This is a genomic window from Porifericola rhodea (assembly GCF_030506305.1).
In the GTDB taxonomy this organism is placed as follows: domain Bacteria; phylum Bacteroidota; class Bacteroidia; order Cytophagales; family Cyclobacteriaceae; genus Catalinimonas; species Catalinimonas rhodea.
In genome coordinates, this window is sequence record NZ_CP119421.1 from 5,399,184 (window position 1) to 5,417,241 (window position 18,058).

The window sequence follows — 18,058 nt, forward strand, 5'->3', positions numbered from 1 at the left end:
GCCAGAGATAACCATTATATCAAAACCTGTAGTGGTATTTTATGATTATATAATCAGGGGTATTTAGCCACACCCTTATTGTTTTATATTCAAGCTTCATTTGTAAACGCTGTCTTATCGCTTTATCCATGTTAAGAACATTAAATGTCTTACTGGCTCTTTTATTGTTGATCTGCTCAGGAGTAAAGGCTTTTGCCGAAGATGATTTTCCTAAAGATTTTTTCGCAACTCGTATTCATACCCCTCCCAAGATAGATGGTATACTGGATGAGGAGATATGGCAGCATGTCTTATGTCCGGCTACAGGTTTCGTTCAACGTAGTCCTCTTCCCGGTAAGGTACCCTCTGCTCCTACAGAGGTAGTAGTTTTGTACGACAACTCATCTGTTTATATTGGCGTTACCCTGTACGATGTATCAGCAGACAGTATTATGAGAGAGTTTACCAGCCGAGATAATACTGGTTTTTCTGACTTGTTTGGAGTCTATTTTGACACATACGATGATGATATTAATGCTTTTGAATTTATCGTAACTGCGGCGGGTGTACAGTTTGACCGTAGATGGACCGCCATGGGGGCAGACAGAAGCTGGAATGCCGGCTGGCTAAGTGCAGTAAGCGTAGACGAAACTAACTGGTATGTAGAAATGGAAATACCACTTTCCGCATTACGTTTTCCTAAAACTCCCATTCAAAAATGGGGCATTAACTTTCGTCGCACCATACGCCGTAAAAACGAAGACAACTACTGGAACAAGATTGACCCACAGGTTAATGGCTTCGTTAACCAGTTCGGTCGCCTCAGTGGCATTAGCAACATCAAATCCCCCATTCGCCTATCGGTATCGCCTTATTTATCTACTTACATAGATCAATATTCTGGAGACAGTGAGAACCCCTCCAGTCTTAGCAAAAGGATTAATGGAGGCATGGATCTACGCTATGGCATTAACGATGCCTACACACTGGATATGATACTGGTACCTGACTTTGGGCAGGTAGTTTCAGACAACAAGGTACTCAACCTCTCGCCTTTTGAGGTTCGTTTCAACGAAAATCGTCAGTTTTTTAAAGAAGGAACTGAGCTGTTTGAAAAGGGAGGCTATTTTTACTCCCGCCGTGTAGGTGGACAACCATTACTCTATGGCGAAGTAGAAGACCAACTGGGTGAAAATGAAGAGATACTGAGCAACCCTACCGAAAGCTCTTTAGTGAATGCGACCAAAGTATCTGGCAGAACTACCAAAGGACTAGGTCTAGGTGTATTTAATGGCCTGACCAAAGAGATGCACGCCCTGATTAAAGATACTGAAACGGGTGAAACTCGTAAAATACTCACCGACCCACTGACTAACTACAATGTAGTAGCTGTAGACCAAAGTCTGAAGAACAACTCTTATGTGAGCTTTGTAAATACCAATGTTATGCGTCAGGGTAACCATTATGATGCAAACCTTACAGGTACAGCATTTCGCCTGGCAAACCGTGGGAACAAATACGCTGTATCCGGACGTGGAGCAGTGAGCCAGAAATATGGCCTGGATGAAGGAGGAAGAAATGAGTACGGTCACTCTTATTCCCTATCGCTCTCCAAAACCAGTGGTAACCTGAGAGCCAACCTTACCAACTATGTAGAAAGTGATACCTTTGACCCGAACGACCTGGGCTATATGCGTGCTAATAATGAGTGGAGAACGTCCGCTAACGTTGGTTACAATATTTACGAGCCTTTCTGGAAACTGCTTAACCTGTATACTGATCTGGATCTAAATTACGCACGTTTGTATAAGCCCTTTGTGTTTACTGATTTTAATGTGCAGACCAGGGTCAATGGTACTTTTAATAATTTTATGTATTTCAGTTTCAACTACAGGCTGGCTCCACACACCCGCTACGACTATTTTGAGCCCCGTGTAGAAGATAGATTTATTGAACTCCCCTCATATAATCAAATGGGGCTGTACCTGAGATCTGATAACAGAAACCGTTTTGTAGTAGGTAGCTCTTTCAGTTACACAGACTATGATTATGACGATCAGCAGAGCTTATACGTAAGCTTGAGCCCCAGCCTCCGAATTAATAACAAACTTGCTTTTTCTACTTTTGTAAGCCTTAGCAACAGTCAGAGCAATATCGGTTATGCAGAACATGAAGATGACCTTATTACTTTCGGAAAAAGGGATATCAACACTATCAACAATATTTTCAATACTAAATACACCTTTAATAACCGCATGGGGCTCACCTTCAGGATGAGGCACTACTGGTCAGCAGCAGAGTATGAAGAGTTCTATACTTTAGGGGAAGAAGGCGAGCTACTGGAAAGTGACTACGAGGGTAATCATGATAGAAATTACAATGCTTTTAATATAGACATGGTCTATAGCTATACTTTTGCCCCAGCCAGTGAAGTGAGTATTGTTTGGAAAAACAATATTGCCAGCGATGATGACTTTGTGCGTGAAGGTTATATGAATAATGTAGAGAGTTTAAAAAACCTTCCTCAAAGTAATAGTATTTCGGTTCGTGTGTTGTATTTTATTGACTACTCTATGCTCATGAAAAAATTAAATGCTGATAAACGCATTGGTTAATGAAATACCACCTACTAACACTACTTAGCCTATTTTTATTTGTTACCCCACTCCAGCTCGTCGCTCAGAATAAAACTTTAAGAGAAGAAGGCATAAACCTGGGCGTTTTACCTGCCGGTAAATTTAATGCTATCACCGATGTAGAAGGTGTACTGGTAGGGCATAAAACTTTAATAGCAGGTGATAGCATACGTACTGGAGTAACAGCTATTCTCCCCTACTCCGGCAATATTTTTCAGCAGAAAGTACCTGCTGCTATCCATTTGGGTAATGGTTTTGGAAAACTGGCAGGCTATACCCAACTTGAGGAACTCGGCAATCTGGAAACGCCAATCGTGCTGACCAACACCCTCAATGTAGCTACGGCTATACAAGCGGTAGTCAAACATACCCTGGCTCAGAAAAACAACGAAGATGTTCGTTCGGTAAATGCGGTAGTCGGCGAAACCAATGATGGCTACCTAAACGATATCAGAGGGCAGCATGTACAGGAGTCGCACGTGCAGGCTGCTATTGAAAATGCCACTACTGGCCTCATAGCACAGGGTAACGTTGGGGCAGGCACAGGAACACGTTGTTTCGCTTACAAAGGAGGAATTGGTAGCTCTTCTCGTATTGCCAGCCTGAATGAGAAAAAGTATACAGTGGGGGTATTGGTACAGGCAAATTTTGGAGGTGTATTACAGATTAAAGGCCTGCCTATTGCTACCTACCTCAAAGACGAAAAACAAGCTCCCCGCCAGGAAGATACTGATGGTTCATGTATGATTGTGGTAGCTACAGATGCCCCTCTTGATAGCCGTAACCTAAAAAGGCTCGCAAAAAGGGCGATGCTGGGACTTGCCAGAACGGGAGGTATCGCATCTAATGGTAGCGGGGATTATGTGATCGCATTCTCTACAGCAGCTCAGCTTCGTATTCCTTATGATAACCAGGGAGCTATGCTAGAGCAAAAAGTATTACACAATGATGATGTTAGCCCTCTCTTTTTGGCTACCATAGAGGCCACTGAAGAAGCGATCTACAATGCCCTCTTAGCTGCAGAAACAATGGTAGGTATGCATGGTACGGTAGAGGAGCTACCGGAACAAAAAGTTTTGGAACTACTCAATAAGCACGGGCTCCTCAAATGAATAACTAAATAGCATATTAATAAGCTGGTTGATTTTTTCGCGAGCATCCAGAAATTTACGCATCAGTTCGTAGTATTCATGCTGCAGCAGCATGCTCTCCATATCTACCAGATATTCCTTCACAAAAACAGCAAAGAGCATCAGCCGTTTTACATGATCCTTGTTGTCATAAAAATATGAGCGGATTAGAGAATGCGTCTTGTAAAAGCTTCCTTTGTCCTGAGTGAGGAACTTAATGAAAGCCCACTGGAAGTCATCGCAACTTTGAACAAACCCTAGCTCAGTAAAAAATTTTTCTTGAGGCAGAATCTCTTGAAACTCCCGGTAAAATTTAGTCCCAGACTCAGGCATTCTTAACAATTCAGGATATTTATGCATTACCTTAAGTTGATTGCTCCAATATTTATATAATGCAATTATATGCTAGGTAGAGAACACTTAAAAAAAAGTAATCGCGGAAAAGTAACATGCTATGATTTTAAAAACATAGCAGCAAAATAGAATTAAAACTCAGCTCTTTGGGAAAAAATTACTTGGTTGCTAAGAAACCAAAAAATTCAGGCTAGCGCTATAAAATGCTTTTCTATCACCATTATACCTATATCAAGCAGTATAATTTAGTATCTTTCCTCTATATTGTCAAACTATTTGAAGAGTCTTACTTCTGAACTCTATTAAGCTGAAGTCATCCTTATAGAACACAATTAAGCTGAACTTCAACAAGAATTGCATAATTCTAATATTTTCTAACTCATCAGAGTAGAAATAACTGGAAGTTAATTCTCATTAGAACACAAAAAATTAGGTAAAAATGTCTGTACATCCATCAGAAGGCAGTAAGGTAAAGCGGGTCACTACTCATCAACTACAGATGATGAAGACCCGGGGAGAAAAGATAGCTATGCTTACCGCATACGATTATTCTATGGCAAGAATTGTAGATGAGGCAGGTATAGACGTTATTTTGGTCGGAGATTCTGCATCTAACGTAATGGCAGGGCACGAAACAACCCTACCCATCACTCTGGATCAAATGATCTACCATGCTTCTTCGGTAGTAAGAGCAATCAGCCGCGCATTTGTTATTGTAGATATTCCTTTTGGCAGTTATCAGGGCAACTCTTCTGAAGCTCTAAAGTCCTCCATCCGTATCATGAAAGAATCTGGCGCGCATGGAGTAAAGGTAGAAGGCGGAGAAGAAATACAGCAGTCAGTAGAACGTATCGTAAACGCAGGAGTACCAGTGATGGGCCATCTTGGCCTTACGCCACAGTCTATTTACCAGTTTGGTACCTATACAGTACGTGCCAAAGAAAAAGCTGAAGCAGAAAAGCTGCTGCGCGATGCTAAAATACTGGAAGAAAGTGGCTGCTTTGCCATAGTACTTGAAAAAGTACCGGCAGATTTAGCCAAAGAAGTTTCTTCACAAATTAATATTCCTACCATTGGTATTGGTGCCGGCGGAGGAACAGACGGACAGGTGTTGGTTTTGCATGATATGTTGGGAATCACCAAAGACTTTCAGCCACGTTTTCTTCGTAGGTATGCAGATCTTGCCAATATTATGAACGATGCTGTCGGGCATTTCATCAAAGATGTAAAGAGTAACGATTTTCCTAATGAAGATGAGAGTTATTGATCCACCCTAATTGGATTTTTCTCATAGCCAACAAGTATTAAAGATTAAAGAGTATTAGCCACAACATTTGGTAAGCTCTTTAGCTTACATACATTTAAGATTGTACAATACTTCTTCTTCAAACTTGTTATTTTTGTAACTCTGGAAAGAATTTTTTTATACACAGCATATACAGTATGAGTGATAAACCTCTGGTATTAATTATAGATGACGATCCCTCTTTTTGCTCTTTACTTCAATCATTTCTGAGCAAGAACAACTATCGGACGGAAGTAGCCAACACTGCCAAAGAAGGATTGAGAGCTATTTTTGAGAATAACTTTGATCTGGTACTTATAGATTACCGCCTGCCCGACCTGGATGGTCTGGAGTTGCTTAAGAATATTAAAAAGAAATACTTCCACCTGCCAGTCATTATCATGACAAACTACGCCAACATAAGAACCGCCGTAGATGCCATGAAGCTAGGTGCTTTTGAGTATGTAACCAAGCCTGTTAACCCCGATGAGATACTTTTAACTATCGGCAATGCACTAAAATCCGCTGACGAGGAGCCTGTAGAAAAGGAAACTGATAAAGGCAAGCCTAAAAGCAATAAGTCTTCACGCTCTTTTATGTTCGTTGAAGGCACTAGTGAGCAGTCTCAGCAGGTTAAAAAACATATAGACCTGGTAGGTCCAACCAACCTCTCAGTTATTGTACAGGGAGAGAGTGGTACTGGTAAAGAGTATGTCTCTCGTATGATACACCAGGAAAGTGAAAGACGTGATAAACCTTTTGTTGCGCTAGACTGCGGTGCACTCTCCGAGGAATTAGCTGGGAGCGAGCTTTTTGGCCACCTTAAAGGCTCATTTACCGGAGCTTTGCAGGATAAAACCGGCCAGTTTGAAGCCGCAAATGGCGGCACCCTCTTTCTGGATGAAATTGGTAACCTATCTTATGATATACAGGTCAAACTGTTAAGAGCCATTCAGGAACGTAAGGTCAGGAAAATAGGTAGCAATCAGAATGTAGATGTGGATGTGCGTATTATCGTTGCTACTAATGAGAATCTTGATCAGGCTGTAAAGTCTGGTGACTTTAGAGAAGATCTCTTTCACCGACTAAACGAGTTTCAGATTAAAGTGCCTGCTTTGAGGGAGCGTAAAACAGATATTATTCAGTTTGTTAATCATTTCCTGAACCACTCCAATCAGGAGTTGAATAAAGAAGTAGAAGGGTTAGAGCCTGAAGTACAGGAAAAACTGGAAAGCTATCATTGGCCAGGTAACATTCGTGAGCTTAAAAATGTAATTCGCCGCTCAGTACTCTTAACTACCGGGAACAAAATTACCTTAGACACGCTTCCTCCTGAAATCATTAGTCCGGTAAGTACGGAACTTGAGCAGCAGACACCTGCTACCCACGTCAACCCTCACAACCCTGACCTTAAGGCAATACAGGAGAAAACCGAAAAAGCTTTGATAGAAGAAACTTTAATCAAAGTAAAATATAATAAAACGCTGGCGGCCAAAATGCTAAACATTGACCGCAAAACGCTTTATAACAAGCTAAAAAGATATAATCTGGATTAACTTACCTGTGCTTTTAGCAGCTCCTGTCTTTCTGTAAGGGCTGCTAAAAGCTTTCTTCCCATACTCACGGCTTTCTCCACACTTTGTTCCCAATTAAAGCCTTCTGCCGGCTGTTGTGCCTGGTTTTCCATCCTTCGGAGAAGTATGGCCAGTTCGTCGTACTGTAGCTGCTGAACATTTGGAAAAAGTTTGTGTGCATGATATGCTACCGTCTCATAATCGTCTTCAACAATAGCCTGCTCTATTTGTGCTACAGAATCTGAAAGCACCATCGTAAAACTATCTAAAAAGCCCAACATAGCCTCCTGGTCTTCCCCTACAAAACGACTGATATTTGCTAGTGAGTACCATTCTGCCTGGGCTGAATCTGAAGCTACTACTTCCTGAACTTCTGCGACATCATCTGATGCGGCTTCTACAGCAAAATCTTTAAGGTACTTTTCTAACAAACGATACACTTCATTTTCCTGAAAGGGTTTAAGCAATACATCTGAAAAGCCTTTTTCAATAAAATATCGCTTGTTTTCAGTAGCTCGGGCGGTGAAAGCAACCACCGGAACATGTGCCAGCGCAGATGACTTAATCTGTTGAGCCACTTCTTCGCCATGCATACCAGGCATTTGAAGATCGGTAAGTACCATATCTACTTTAGTATGCTTTAAGGCCTCAAGCGCTTCTTCTCCACTATGGGCTACATGTACCGTCACTGACCATTTTCTCATAATCAGCTTAAGCAGCTCGGTATTCAGTGGATCATCGTCAATTGCCATTACTGTGCTTCCTGGGAAGTGGGCGCCCTCTACCGTTTGAGTGGCTCTAAGGTAATCTTCATAAGCTGCCTGGCTGGAGTGTTCATAGGGTAAAGCAACATAAAAAGTAGAGCCCTCTCCCACCTCACTATCCAAAGCAATTTCTCCTCCCTGTGATTCTACTATTTTTTTACAGATAGAAAGTCCTAAACCAGTACCACCATATTTACGGGTATCTGATATATCTGACTGAATGAAAGGTTCAAAGATATGAGACTGCTTTTCGGCAGGTATTCCTATGCCGGTATCTACGACTTCAAGTTGAGCTTTTATTAAACCCTGCTCCATTGGCTTTAATTTACAGCGTATGATAACCCCGCCTTCTTCTGTAAACTTAATAGCATTAGAAATCAGGTTATACAATACCTGCTTCAGGCGGAAGGCATCACCTTTTAGATAGCGAAACTCTTCCCCATTAATCTGCCAATGTAGCTGGAGGTCTTTCTTCTCGGCCTGAAAACGCATATCATCGTTTACCTGCTTTACCAATGACTGAATATCAAATGGTTGATACTCAAACTTAAGCTGCCCAGCCTCTATTTTAGAGAAGTCCAGAATATCGTTGACCAGCGCCAGCAAATGAGTAGATGAGCTATCTACAGCAGACAAATAGTTTTTCTGCTCATCTCCCAACTTGGTTTTTTTGAGCTGTCCTGTAAAGCCTAATATTGCGGTAAGGGGAGTACGAATTTCATGACTCATATTGGCTAGAAAATCTTCCTTAACTCTGGCTAGTTTTTCAGCACTAAGTTTCGCTTTTTCCAGCTGTACCTTTAGAAAGTCGCTTTTAGCGATATCTGAAAAGATGAGGTAAATAAAAATAAAAGTGCTGCCCAAAGCTACCAACAGTATAAACCCCAGACGGGAAAGCGAACTTTCTAATATAGAACGGGCCTCTGCCAACTGCTCTTGATAATTGTTCTGCTGGCCTTGTTTTACTTTGCTTATCAGTTCGTTAATACGCCCCATTACCTGGGCATTATTAGAAAGGTATCTTAGCTCCTGCCTGTCCAAAGCTTTTTCGGTGGCTCTCTGTTCACTTTTTAGCTTAGTCAGCATTTGTTCTATAGAGTCTACACTCAGATTGGCAAAAGAGGTATCTACTACGGTAGAGTCTGCCACTTCGGCTACGCTAGTGGTATCTACAGTTTCTTTATTTTTGCTAAATAACTCTCCCAGCCTACTTCTCCATCGGTTCAAAAATTTTTTCTCCTCTTCATTATCTATCTTGTTAGCTTCTATTTTTTTGGGGATTCCATTTTCATCCAGACTGGAGTTCTTTCTTACGGTAGAAGAATCAGTGTCTTTAACTGAGGTGCCGGCTCTAAGTTGTGCCAGTGCCTGATCATAGAGGTTAAAGGCATCACGTCGCTCTTTTATTCGAATAAAATCATCCATACTCACCAGTTTGGCATTGATCAGGCTCAAAATGGAGTCCAGCTCACTTTCGTCGTACACACTTGTGCTTTTGAGTTGCTGTACTCTTTGGCGAATATCGGTAAGCTGGCTATCGTACTTCTGAAGCTTGGCAGCACTCTTACTGATAGTATACTCCTGCAAGCTGGTTTCTGAGCGGGCAACAATATACATAATGCTGTCTATCTGCTGCAGCTTGGTATCAGGCTGAGATATAGTTTCTACCGCTTCGGATAGTTTGATGTAGCTATCATAAGCAACATATGAAGCTCCCATAATGGCAATCAGCACAAACCCGAAGCCTAGAAGTACCTTAGATTTTAAATAAAATGAGCGGTTCATGCGCATACAGACAGTCCTTTCAACTCAAATGTTCGTTAATAATAGTAAATGCATTCATTTCTGCATGTTATTGCTTCAAGTACGAATATAGTTTAAAAATAGTATGATTAGCTATGCTCCTTTATACCTCAAACCTTACCTGAAGCCCTATACTTCACTGTAAGAACAAAAAGGATATTCAAAAAATAAACATCACTTCTTAAAAGGAAGTTTAAGTTTAAAAGGCATTGTTATGAAAAGGTTTATACTCATCTCTACCATTGGCCTGGTGCTACTTTTTGTCTACCTCTTCGTTTGGAATACGGTTGATAGCAATACTGCTGAGGCAACTAGCCTACAGGTAAATAACGCAGAACTGGCACCTATGCCACAATTCAGCCCCCGCGAAGTAGTTGATATGCAACTTAAAGCTATGCAGGAGAATAACGAACCTTATAAAGATCATGGAATAGAAGTAGCCTACCGCTTTGCCTCTCCCTCTAATAAAGAAGCTACCGGTCCTCTCAGTCGTTTTGTACACATGGTGCACAACGAAAGGTATCGTTCACTGCTTAATTTTCAGAGGTATGGCCTGGACGATGCCGAAGTATTAGGCGATAAAGCACTGCAGAAAGCTACACTGATTGATGCTGACGGAGAACCCGTAGTTTATGTATTTCAGTTGGCAAGGCAACAGGAAGGTGAATTTTATGGGTGTTGGATGACCGAAGGGGTCATCAGGCTTTAGGTTTAGGGCATCTTTACTAAAGCCATGCCTGCAAACACCGCCAAAAGCCCTAATATCACACTGGCAGAGGCATACAGAAAAAAGGTGAGGAGCTGTCCATGATTGATTAAAGTAATGCCATCGTAAGAGAAGGTAGAAAAAGTAGTAAAGCCCCCACAAAAACCTGCAATCCAGATACGGCTGGCATTATCATCCAGAATCTCGCGAGCCCAAAGTCCGTAGAGTATTCCAATGATCAGGCTCCCTACTATATTTACAGTAAAGGTGCCAAAAGGAAAATGTGTCGTAAACTGGCGGTTGATCATCATAGAAATCAGAAACCGCAGGGCGCTGCCTAAAAACCCGCCTATGCCTACGAGTAAAAGGTTTGATAACATATTGGTTAGTTATTACTTTTTAGCTGAAGCTTATTTTTGCTCAGCTTTGGATTCAAACTTCTTAAAATTTCTTCTTAAAAACTGACTTACTTTTTCGTAATTATCATGCTCCTGATTAGCCAGTCGGAAGTAATTTTTTCCTTCAAAGTTCACCTCTAACTGTTTGTATACACCATTAGAAGTTTTTACCTGTTCTTCTTTCCAGCTTTGCAGGTCTTTAAAGTGCAAGCGTTTTTTTACAAGCCCGAAAAGGCTGTAAACATCTACTCTTCTTTTGTCTAATATCACTTTTTTGTAACTGCTCAGCATCTTAATAGTTATGATAAGTGCAATGATCAGGACCACTACAAATAGCAGATACACCCACCAGGAGGTCTGAGGGCTTTCCATAATCTGTAGGTAAAGGTATACTGCAGAGCCATAGCTAAGCAACAAAAACATGCCTATGGCAAAAAAGGTATTAAACTTAGGTTTGCTTACTATCATACAAGCTAAAGCTATACTACTGATGGAATGTTAAAATTTCTTAATTTTCCGGAAAGCATCTGCATTTTTTTGTGCGGCACATTTACAATCTCAGAAAACGCTTAATATGATTCATTATCGCATCTCTTATGCTTACCCTAATCGTCAACTTATAGATTTTGAACTCAGGTTTAATACTCCAGAAGCTAACACTTATCTGCAACTACCTTCATGGCGCCCGGGTCGTTATGAGCTGGGCAATTTTGCCAAAAATATTCAACAGCTAAGCATGGAAGATACGGCGGGTAAAGCTATCACTTTTAAAAAAGTGAACAAAGACCGCTGGCAGGTAAACACTAAAGAAAATGATACACTTATTGTAAAATATCGCTGCTATGCAGCTGAAATGAATGCGGGTTCTTCCTGGCTGGACGAAGAGCAGATTTATATTAACTTTATTAACTGTGCTTTCTACCCAGAGGGCAGGCAGCAGGAGAAGTACAGAATTACATTAGACCTGCCAGAAGACTATCAGATTGCCTGCGGACTGGAGCAGGTAGAAAAATTTGTACTGGAAGCTCCGAGCTTTTACCATTTGGTGGAGTCGCCTCTGGTGGCGAGTGCCCAGCTTACGCACTGGCAGTATGAAGTGGCTGGCTCACGCTTCCACTTGTGGTTCAACGGTAATGTAATGCTGGAAAAAGAAGCCACTCTCAGAGACTTCAGAAACTTTACCGTGGCCCAGATAGAAAGCATGGGAGAATTTCCCTGCGAAGACTACCATTTCATTTACCAATTTTTGCCTTATCGGGCTTACCACGGGGTAGAGCATTATAATTCTACACTCATTATTTTGGGGGCGGCGGAAGAAATCAGGCAGGATAGTAAGCTTTACGAAAGCTTTTTAGGCGTAAGCTCCCACGAGTTGTTTCATACCTGGAACATTATTCGTATTCGCCCTAAAGAGATGTACCCTTACGATTATACCAAAGAAAACTACTTTACTACCGGATATGTAGCCGAAGGGATAACCACTTATTACGGAGATCTGTACCTGGCAAGAGGTGGCGTTATTAGTAAAGAAGAATACCTGCAGGAGCTCAACCGCCTGTTTAAACGCCACTTTGAAAATTTCGGACGCTTTTATTATTCCCTGGCAGCTTCATCTTTTGATTTGTGGCTGGACGGTTATGTACCGGGCACTCCCAACCGCAAGGTATCCATCTATGTAAAAGGAGGTATCGTAAGTCTCATGCTGGATTTAAGTATTCGTCAGCTTAGCCAGAACCGCTACTCGTTAGATGACCTAATGCACAGCCTATGGAATAATTATGCTAAAGAGCTAAAAGGCTATAGCCCGCAAGATATTATTAGTATTGCCTCCGAGCTGGCAGGGAAGCCTATGGATGACTTCTTTGAAAAGTACATAGAGGGTGTAGTTCCGGTAGAGGAAGAACTAAACACGCTACTACACACCATCGGATGTCAATTATATATTAGTCCATCAGAAAGTTTGAGTGAGCGTTACTTCGGATTTCGTACTGCACAAAGAGAAGATAAACTGATTGTTAGCCACATAGAGCCCGACTCTCCTGCGGATAGAGCACTTTCTCGCGAAGATGAGATTGTTGCGATTAACGGCCAAAAGTGCAACATACAGCCCAACGACTTACTTACCGACAAAGATAGTATTGAGATTACACTACTACGTAGGCAAAAATTGCACACAGTTACACTTGCACAGGACGGTAATACATATTTTCATCAGTATAGTATTGTCCAGAAAGAGCAAGCTAGTGAGCAGCAAAAAGAAAGCTTTAGCCTATGGCTAAACAAAGACTTTTAGCAACAGATGAAAAGAGGGAGTTACAGAGTTTTGATTGCCTCTCTCCTCTTTTTCATCTCCAAAAAATTTGTTTCATCTAAAAATCTTTCATTTTTGTAAAACAAGTCGGCAATCGATTACAGTACTGACTTGATATACACTCAATCTGGCTGAAATAAGCATTTTTAGCTTTATACTAAATACACATACTTAAGCAATGTTAAAAATTAACCAACAACTTAAAGCAGAAGATTTACTACCCAAAATCCAGCGTCTGTGGGAGCTGTCTGCTGCTAAAATTCACAACCTGGAAAAAAACTACGACCCATCTAAAGGCTCGCCGGTATTTACTGTTAAAGGAAAATATACTACCCGAGGCTGGACAGAGTGGACACAGGGTTTTCAGTACGGTTCTGCCATCTTGCAATATGATGCTACCGCTGACGCTAACTTTCTGGATATTGGCCGAGAAAACACTTTAAAACTTATGGCTCCGCACCTTAGCCATATAGGTGTGCACGATCATGGTTTTAATAATGTAAGCACTTATGGCAACCTACTCCGCCTCATGAAAGAAGGTAAAATTGAGCAGAACGATTGGGAGCAAAATTTCTATGAGCTGGCGCTTAAGGTTTCCAGTGCGGTACAGGCCAGCCGATGGACTAAAATTAAAAATGGGGGCTTTATCCACTCATTTAACGGCCCACACTCTCTTTTTGTAGATACCATTCGCTCCTGCCGCTCTCTTATGGTAGGTCATCAGTTAGGTCATGTACTACAGACAGAGAATGACGTAAAAGTTAATTTGCTTAAACGTGCTCTTATGCACATTAAAGCTACCGCCGACTATTCGGTATACTATGGTGAGGGTAGAGACTCTTATGATGTAAGGGGCAGAACAGCACATGAGCAGATCTTTAATACCAAAGATGGAAATTACCGCTGCCCTAATTCTCAACAGGGCTATACCGGATTCAGCACCTGGACTCGCGGTTTGGCCTGGGCTATGTGTGGCTTTCCGGAAGAGCTGGAGTTTATAGATACACTGAGCGATGATGACTTATCAGAGTACGGCAGCCGTGACGAAATTAACAGCTTTATGCTAAAAGCTGCTCAGGCTACCTGCGACTTTTATATAGAAAATACACCTACTGATGGAATTCCTTATTGGGATACGGGTGCCCCTCAGCTACACAAAATGGGAGATTACCTCAATAACCCTTCTGACCCTTATAACGACTATGAGCCGGTAGACAGCTCTGCGGCTGCCATAGGTGCTCAGGGCTTGTTAAGATTGGGCAAATACCTGATGAGTAAGGGCAAAGATGAGGCAGGCAAAAAGTACTATCAGGCAGGACTTACAGTGCTGGACTCCCTCTTTGAGGAGCCTTACATTAGTGTAGACGAAAAGCATCAGGGCTTACTACTACACTCTATTTACCATGAGCCCAATGGCTGGGATTATGTACCAGAGGGCAGCAAAGTTGCCAATGGAGAGTCCAGTATGTGGGGAGACTATCATGCCAGGGAGGTGGCGCTTTATGTGCAACGACTGGCGAGTAATGACCCTTATTATACCTTCTACCGTTGCGGAGAAAAATAACAGCTTAAAGCACAGAACAAGAAAAGCCGGTTCCAGAAGAATCGGCTTTTCGTCTATTATAATTATAACCATATATACTTAAAAAGTTCGGGTTTAGCTACCCGGTGCAGACTTAGAAAGGCAGCTCATCGTAAGCAGCCTCTTCTTCGGCTACCACAGAATTCTCTTTCTTCTTCTCACCAATCAGCATCAGCTCATTGGCAATGATCTCGGTCACATAACGCTTGATACCGTTTTTATCCTCATAAGTGCGATAGGTCAGCTTACCTTCCACCACTACCTCCTGCCCTTTGGCCAGTAGGTTTTGAGAAATTTCGGCCAGCTTTCCCCAGGCGATGACCTGATGCCATTGGGTATCCTGCACCTTTTCGCCTGCGCTGTTTTTATAAGTTTCGGAGGTAGCTAAAGAAAACTGCGCGACCATTCTACCACTGTTCAGGTTTCTTACTTCAGGATTCTGACCTAATCTACCGATCAACTGTACGCGATTTTTCATTGCATTCATAACTATTATATTTAAGTGAAACTATTATCGTTTTGACGTTTACAAAGTAACAGCATGAAGCAAGCGATAATCGGTAATTAAGCGTTTACAGTCGTATATAACCGTTTGTAAACGTTTGCAAATGGTTATTTAGTTTTTGTGTTTATTTAAATGTTGGCAACAATTTGAATGAAAGAGCAACTAATCAAATCAATTTCAAAATATATTAAATTAAGTTCCGAAGAAGAAAATTTAATCGAAACGTTTTGGACCGAAAAAATACTTGAAAAAGGAAATTATCTATTGAGAAACGGAGAAACTTGTCGGACAGATAATTTTGTTGTTTATGGAGCATTAAAAGCATTTTATATAAATCCCGAAACAGGAAAGGAAGAAATCCTATATTTTGCAATTGAAAATTGGTGGGCAACAGATATTGATAGTTTTCAAAAACAAAATCCTTCGATTTATAACATTCAAGCCATTGAAAAAACTAAATTACTACAAATCCGCTATGACTCGTTTCAAGAAATGTTAAAGAAAGTTCCAAAACTAGAACGCTTTTTTAGAATCATCCTCGAAAATTATCTTGGAAGTCTACAACGAAGAATAATCTTAAATAAGATTCTTGATGCAGAACAACGATATTCGGATTTTTTAGAAAATTACCCTAAAATTTCAGAGAAAGTACCTAACTATCTAATTGCATCATATTTAGGAATTACTGCCGAATTTTTGAGCAGAATCCGTAAAAAAATCAAAGCATCTTAAACTACATCAATTTTTTTCACTTTCCCAATTCAGAACTTTGTCTCATAATCAAAATTTAAGAATATGAACAAAGTATTAATCATCAACGCAAGTGTAAGAAATGAAAAATCCCATAGCCGAAAACTAACGCAACTTTTTGAGGAGAATTGGAAAAAGAAAAATCCTAATGATAATTTTACTCACCGAGAAGTTGGATTGGAGGAAATTCCACCCATAAATGAAAAATGGATTGCAAGTGCATTTATCAAACCAAGTGAAAGAACAAAAGAAAACCAGTCGGGTGTTAAAATAAGCAATGAATTAGTCAAAGAATTCAAGGAACATAATATTTATGTTTTAGGAACACCAATGTACAATTGGTCAATTCCGAGCGGACTGAAATGCTACATCGACCAACTGATGAGAATAAACGAAACTTGGAAATTTCATTCGGGCGTACCAGATGGAGATTATGTAGGACTTCTTGAAAACAAGAAAATGTTCATCCTCTCAAGTCGTGGAGACACAGGATATGGAGAAAACGAGAAAAACGAACATATGAATTTCCAAACAACCTATCTGAAATTCGTTTTCGGGATTATGGGAATAAAAGACATTTCTATAATCTCATTGGACAATGAAGAATTTGGTGGAGAAATATTTGAAAACTCTAAGAAAGAAATCTACCAAAAAATTGAACAGATTTAAAAACTGTTGCCAATCGAGTAGACGGCTGACAGTCAATTGACTGCCAGTGCGCCTCTCACACCACCTGGCGTACGGTTCTCGTACCGGGCGGTTCATTGAATTTCGGGACGGAATTTTTGGTAATAGCTTGCCATCTGTTCATAACCTATTTTTCTTAGGCGTGCCACAGTTAATGTGGTTCCGAGTATCGGGCTTTGGGCCACTGCCCATCCTCCCATGCTGGTCCTACTCCAGGCATAAGCCTGACCTTGTTTTAAGCCTAATCTAATTAGGTTTTTGCGCTTCCTTTCAGGTTTTTTCCAGTCATGCCATATGTAGTACCTAAGGCGATTGCGGAGCCATTCATCCAGTGATTTGAGCTTGTTATAAATACTTGCCAGTCGGTAGTTGTTTATCCAACCTCTATACACTTCATTTATTTTGGCTATTCTTTCCTCAAAGCTATAAGGCAATGTTTTCTTGGTGACTCCCTTGAGTTTGCGCTTAAGACCTGCCCAACTGCTCTTCTTTGCAACCAGTTGATATCTACCCTGGCCGGGCGCCCTTTTTCTCCCTTACGGTAAGTTGGTACAAACCCATGACCTAGTAATTCAAAGTCCGAAGGTCTGCGTATACCGCTTTTTTCTCGGTTAATAGGTAAATCTAACTTATCCCTTAGAAAAAGGTAAGTTTCGTTTCCCATCTTCCTTTCCTCTTCCTTTGTCTTGGCGTACATACTAAAATCATCGGCATACCTGATAAACCGGTATCCTTTAGATTTCAGATGTTTATCCAGTTGGTCTAACAGTATGTTAGATAAAAGGGGGCTTAAGGGATTTCCTTGTGGCATTCCTTTCCTGCGTTTATGGAGCTTCCCATTGATTAAAATGGGAGCCTGTAGCCACTTGCGGGTTAGCCATAAGGTAGCAGGGCATTTAACTCGGTTGTAGATGAGTTGCAGTAATTTATAATGCTGAACCTCATCGAAGAAACTCTTCAGGTCTATGTCCACAATGTCTTGATATCCATCATTGATGTGTAACAAGGATTTCTGGACTGCCTGATGAAGGTTCTTATTGGGGCGGAACCCATAGCTTTCTTCTTCAAACTCTAGTTCGAATCTCATTGCTAATTGTTGATTTACCGCCTGCTGAAGCCATCTGTCAACTACTGTGGGCACTCCCAACAATCTGGTTTTGCCATTTCCTTTGGGTATCTCTACAGCGCGGCTGCCGCCCCTCTGATAGCTTGCGGTACATACGTCTTGTTCAGGATAGATGTAATAATATGAGTGCGGTGACCACCAAGATACAATCTTAAGTCACCTACCTTCATGTCATCTACTCCTGGTGCCCCTTTATTACCTACCACTTTGCGGTAGGCTTTGTACAGGTTTTTCGGTTGTAGTACTTTTTCTATCATCATTTGTTCTCTCCTTGTCCGCTTAAGGGAAAGCTATCTCGTCTTAAGACGACATTCTAACCCGAATTTGGACGCAATTCAATGTTTGGTCCTTCGCTGTTCTGTGAGACCTCAGGGGTATGGTGTTCGCAATCCCTGCTCGTTCCTCCAACTACTATGACCTCTGTCGGCAGCCGACGCTGTGACTTCTCCTGACTTACAAACTATCAGG

General features: G+C 41.2%; 17 protein-coding genes. 9 read left to right on the forward strand and 8 right to left on the reverse strand.

Annotated features, from left to right (window positions below; translation table 11 throughout):
- Positions 1-128 precede the first annotated feature (128 nt).
- Positions 129-2,594 carry a DUF5916 domain-containing protein gene (locus PZB74_RS22175; RefSeq protein ID WP_302239600.1) on the forward strand — a complete coding sequence of 822 codons (2,466 nt, stop codon included), beginning with the start codon at positions 129-131 and terminating at the stop codon, positions 2,592-2,594.
- Positions 2,594-3,727, forward strand: a complete 1,134-nt coding sequence (locus PZB74_RS22180; protein ID WP_302239601.1) for a P1 family peptidase — start codon at positions 2,594-2,596, stop codon at positions 3,725-3,727. Before PZB74_RS22175 ends, PZB74_RS22180 begins: the two co-directional genes overlap by 1 nt.
- Here the strand turns inward: PZB74_RS22180 and PZB74_RS22185 are convergent.
- Positions 3,698-4,105: a hypothetical protein gene (locus tag PZB74_RS22185; RefSeq protein WP_302239602.1), complete on the reverse strand. Its 408-nt coding sequence runs from the start codon at positions 4,103-4,105 to the stop codon at positions 3,698-3,700. The genes PZB74_RS22180 and PZB74_RS22185 overlap by 30 nt on opposite strands.
- Before the next feature lie 433 nt (positions 4,106-4,538).
- Here PZB74_RS22185 and panB point away from each other — a divergent pair, with 433 nt between their 5' ends.
- Together panB and PZB74_RS22195 are read left to right on the forward strand one after the other, a co-directional pair.
- Positions 4,539-5,366: a 3-methyl-2-oxobutanoate hydroxymethyltransferase gene (gene panB, locus PZB74_RS22190; protein WP_302239603.1), complete on the forward strand. Its 828-nt coding sequence runs from the start codon at positions 4,539-4,541 to the stop codon at positions 5,364-5,366.
- A gap of 176 nt (positions 5,367-5,542) precedes the next feature.
- Entirely contained in the window at positions 5,543-6,940 is a 1,398-nt protein-coding gene (locus tag PZB74_RS22195) for a sigma-54-dependent transcriptional regulator (protein ID WP_302239606.1), read from the forward strand.
- Here the strand turns inward: PZB74_RS22195 and PZB74_RS22200 are convergent.
- A complete protein-coding gene (locus PZB74_RS22200; protein ID WP_302239608.1) occupies positions 6,937-9,507 on the reverse strand; it encodes an ATP-binding protein in 2,571 nt (856 codons plus the stop codon). The two genes, PZB74_RS22195 and PZB74_RS22200, sit on opposite strands and share 4 nt — an antisense overlap.
- A gap of 232 nt (positions 9,508-9,739) precedes the next feature.
- Between PZB74_RS22200 and PZB74_RS22205 the strand changes: the two genes are divergently transcribed.
- Positions 9,740-10,234, forward strand: a complete 495-nt coding sequence (locus PZB74_RS22205) for a DUF4864 domain-containing protein (RefSeq protein WP_302239610.1) — start codon at positions 9,740-9,742, stop codon at positions 10,232-10,234.
- Positions 10,235-10,236: 2 nt separating this feature from the next.
- Here PZB74_RS22205 and crcB read toward each other — a convergent pair whose 3' ends face one another.
- Together crcB and PZB74_RS22215 are read right to left on the reverse strand one after the other, a co-directional pair.
- Positions 10,237-10,611 carry a fluoride efflux transporter CrcB gene (gene crcB, locus PZB74_RS22210; protein ID WP_302239611.1) on the reverse strand — a complete coding sequence of 125 codons (375 nt, stop codon included), beginning with the start codon at positions 10,609-10,611 and terminating at the stop codon, positions 10,237-10,239.
- Between the two features lie 30 nt (positions 10,612-10,641).
- Positions 10,642-11,097, reverse strand: a complete 456-nt coding sequence (locus PZB74_RS22215; protein WP_302239613.1) for a hypothetical protein — start codon at positions 11,095-11,097, stop codon at positions 10,642-10,644.
- A gap of 106 nt (positions 11,098-11,203) precedes the next feature.
- Between PZB74_RS22215 and PZB74_RS22220 the strand changes: the two genes are divergently transcribed.
- Positions 11,204-12,922 (forward strand): M61 family metallopeptidase, encoded by a 1,719-nt coding sequence (locus tag PZB74_RS22220; protein ID WP_302239614.1) that lies wholly within the window; start codon positions 11,204-11,206, stop codon positions 12,920-12,922.
- A 196-nt stretch (positions 12,923-13,118) separates the two neighbouring features.
- Positions 13,119-14,504, forward strand: coding sequence for a glycoside hydrolase family 88 protein (locus tag PZB74_RS22225; protein ID WP_302239615.1), 1,386 nt, complete (start codon positions 13,119-13,121; stop codon positions 14,502-14,504).
- A 112-nt stretch (positions 14,505-14,616) separates the two neighbouring features.
- Here PZB74_RS22225 and PZB74_RS22230 read toward each other — a convergent pair whose 3' ends face one another.
- Positions 14,617-15,009 carry a single-stranded DNA-binding protein gene (locus tag PZB74_RS22230; RefSeq protein WP_302239617.1) on the reverse strand — a complete coding sequence of 131 codons (393 nt, stop codon included), beginning with the start codon at positions 15,007-15,009 and terminating at the stop codon, positions 14,617-14,619.
- Positions 15,010-15,177: 168 nt separating this feature from the next.
- On the opposite strand from PZB74_RS22230, the gene PZB74_RS22235 reads away from it, so the two are divergent.
- Both PZB74_RS22235 and PZB74_RS22240 read left to right on the forward strand, forming a co-directional pair.
- Positions 15,178-15,759, forward strand: coding sequence for a Crp/Fnr family transcriptional regulator (locus tag PZB74_RS22235; RefSeq protein WP_302239619.1), 582 nt, complete (start codon positions 15,178-15,180; stop codon positions 15,757-15,759).
- A 63-nt stretch (positions 15,760-15,822) separates the two neighbouring features.
- Positions 15,823-16,446, forward strand: coding sequence for an FMN-dependent NADH-azoreductase (locus PZB74_RS22240; RefSeq protein ID WP_302239621.1), 624 nt, complete (start codon positions 15,823-15,825; stop codon positions 16,444-16,446).
- Positions 16,447-16,538: 92 nt separating this feature from the next.
- Here PZB74_RS22240 and PZB74_RS22245 read toward each other — a convergent pair whose 3' ends face one another.
- From PZB74_RS22245 to PZB74_RS22255, 3 genes are read right to left on the reverse strand one after another with little or no spacing between them, the layout of a single operon-like run.
- A complete protein-coding gene (locus PZB74_RS22245) occupies positions 16,539-16,898 on the reverse strand; it encodes a group II intron maturase-specific domain-containing protein (RefSeq protein WP_302239622.1) in 360 nt (119 codons plus the stop codon).
- Positions 16,871-17,605, reverse strand: coding sequence for a reverse transcriptase domain-containing protein (locus PZB74_RS22250; protein ID WP_302239624.1), 735 nt, complete (start codon positions 17,603-17,605; stop codon positions 16,871-16,873). Before PZB74_RS22250 ends, PZB74_RS22245 begins: the two co-directional genes overlap by 28 nt.
- Before the next feature lie 38 nt (positions 17,606-17,643).
- On the reverse strand, positions 17,644-17,850 hold the full coding sequence (locus PZB74_RS22255; RefSeq protein WP_302239625.1) for a hypothetical protein: 207 nt from the start codon (positions 17,848-17,850) through the stop codon (positions 17,644-17,646).
- Between the last annotated feature and the right edge of the window lie 208 nt (positions 17,851-18,058).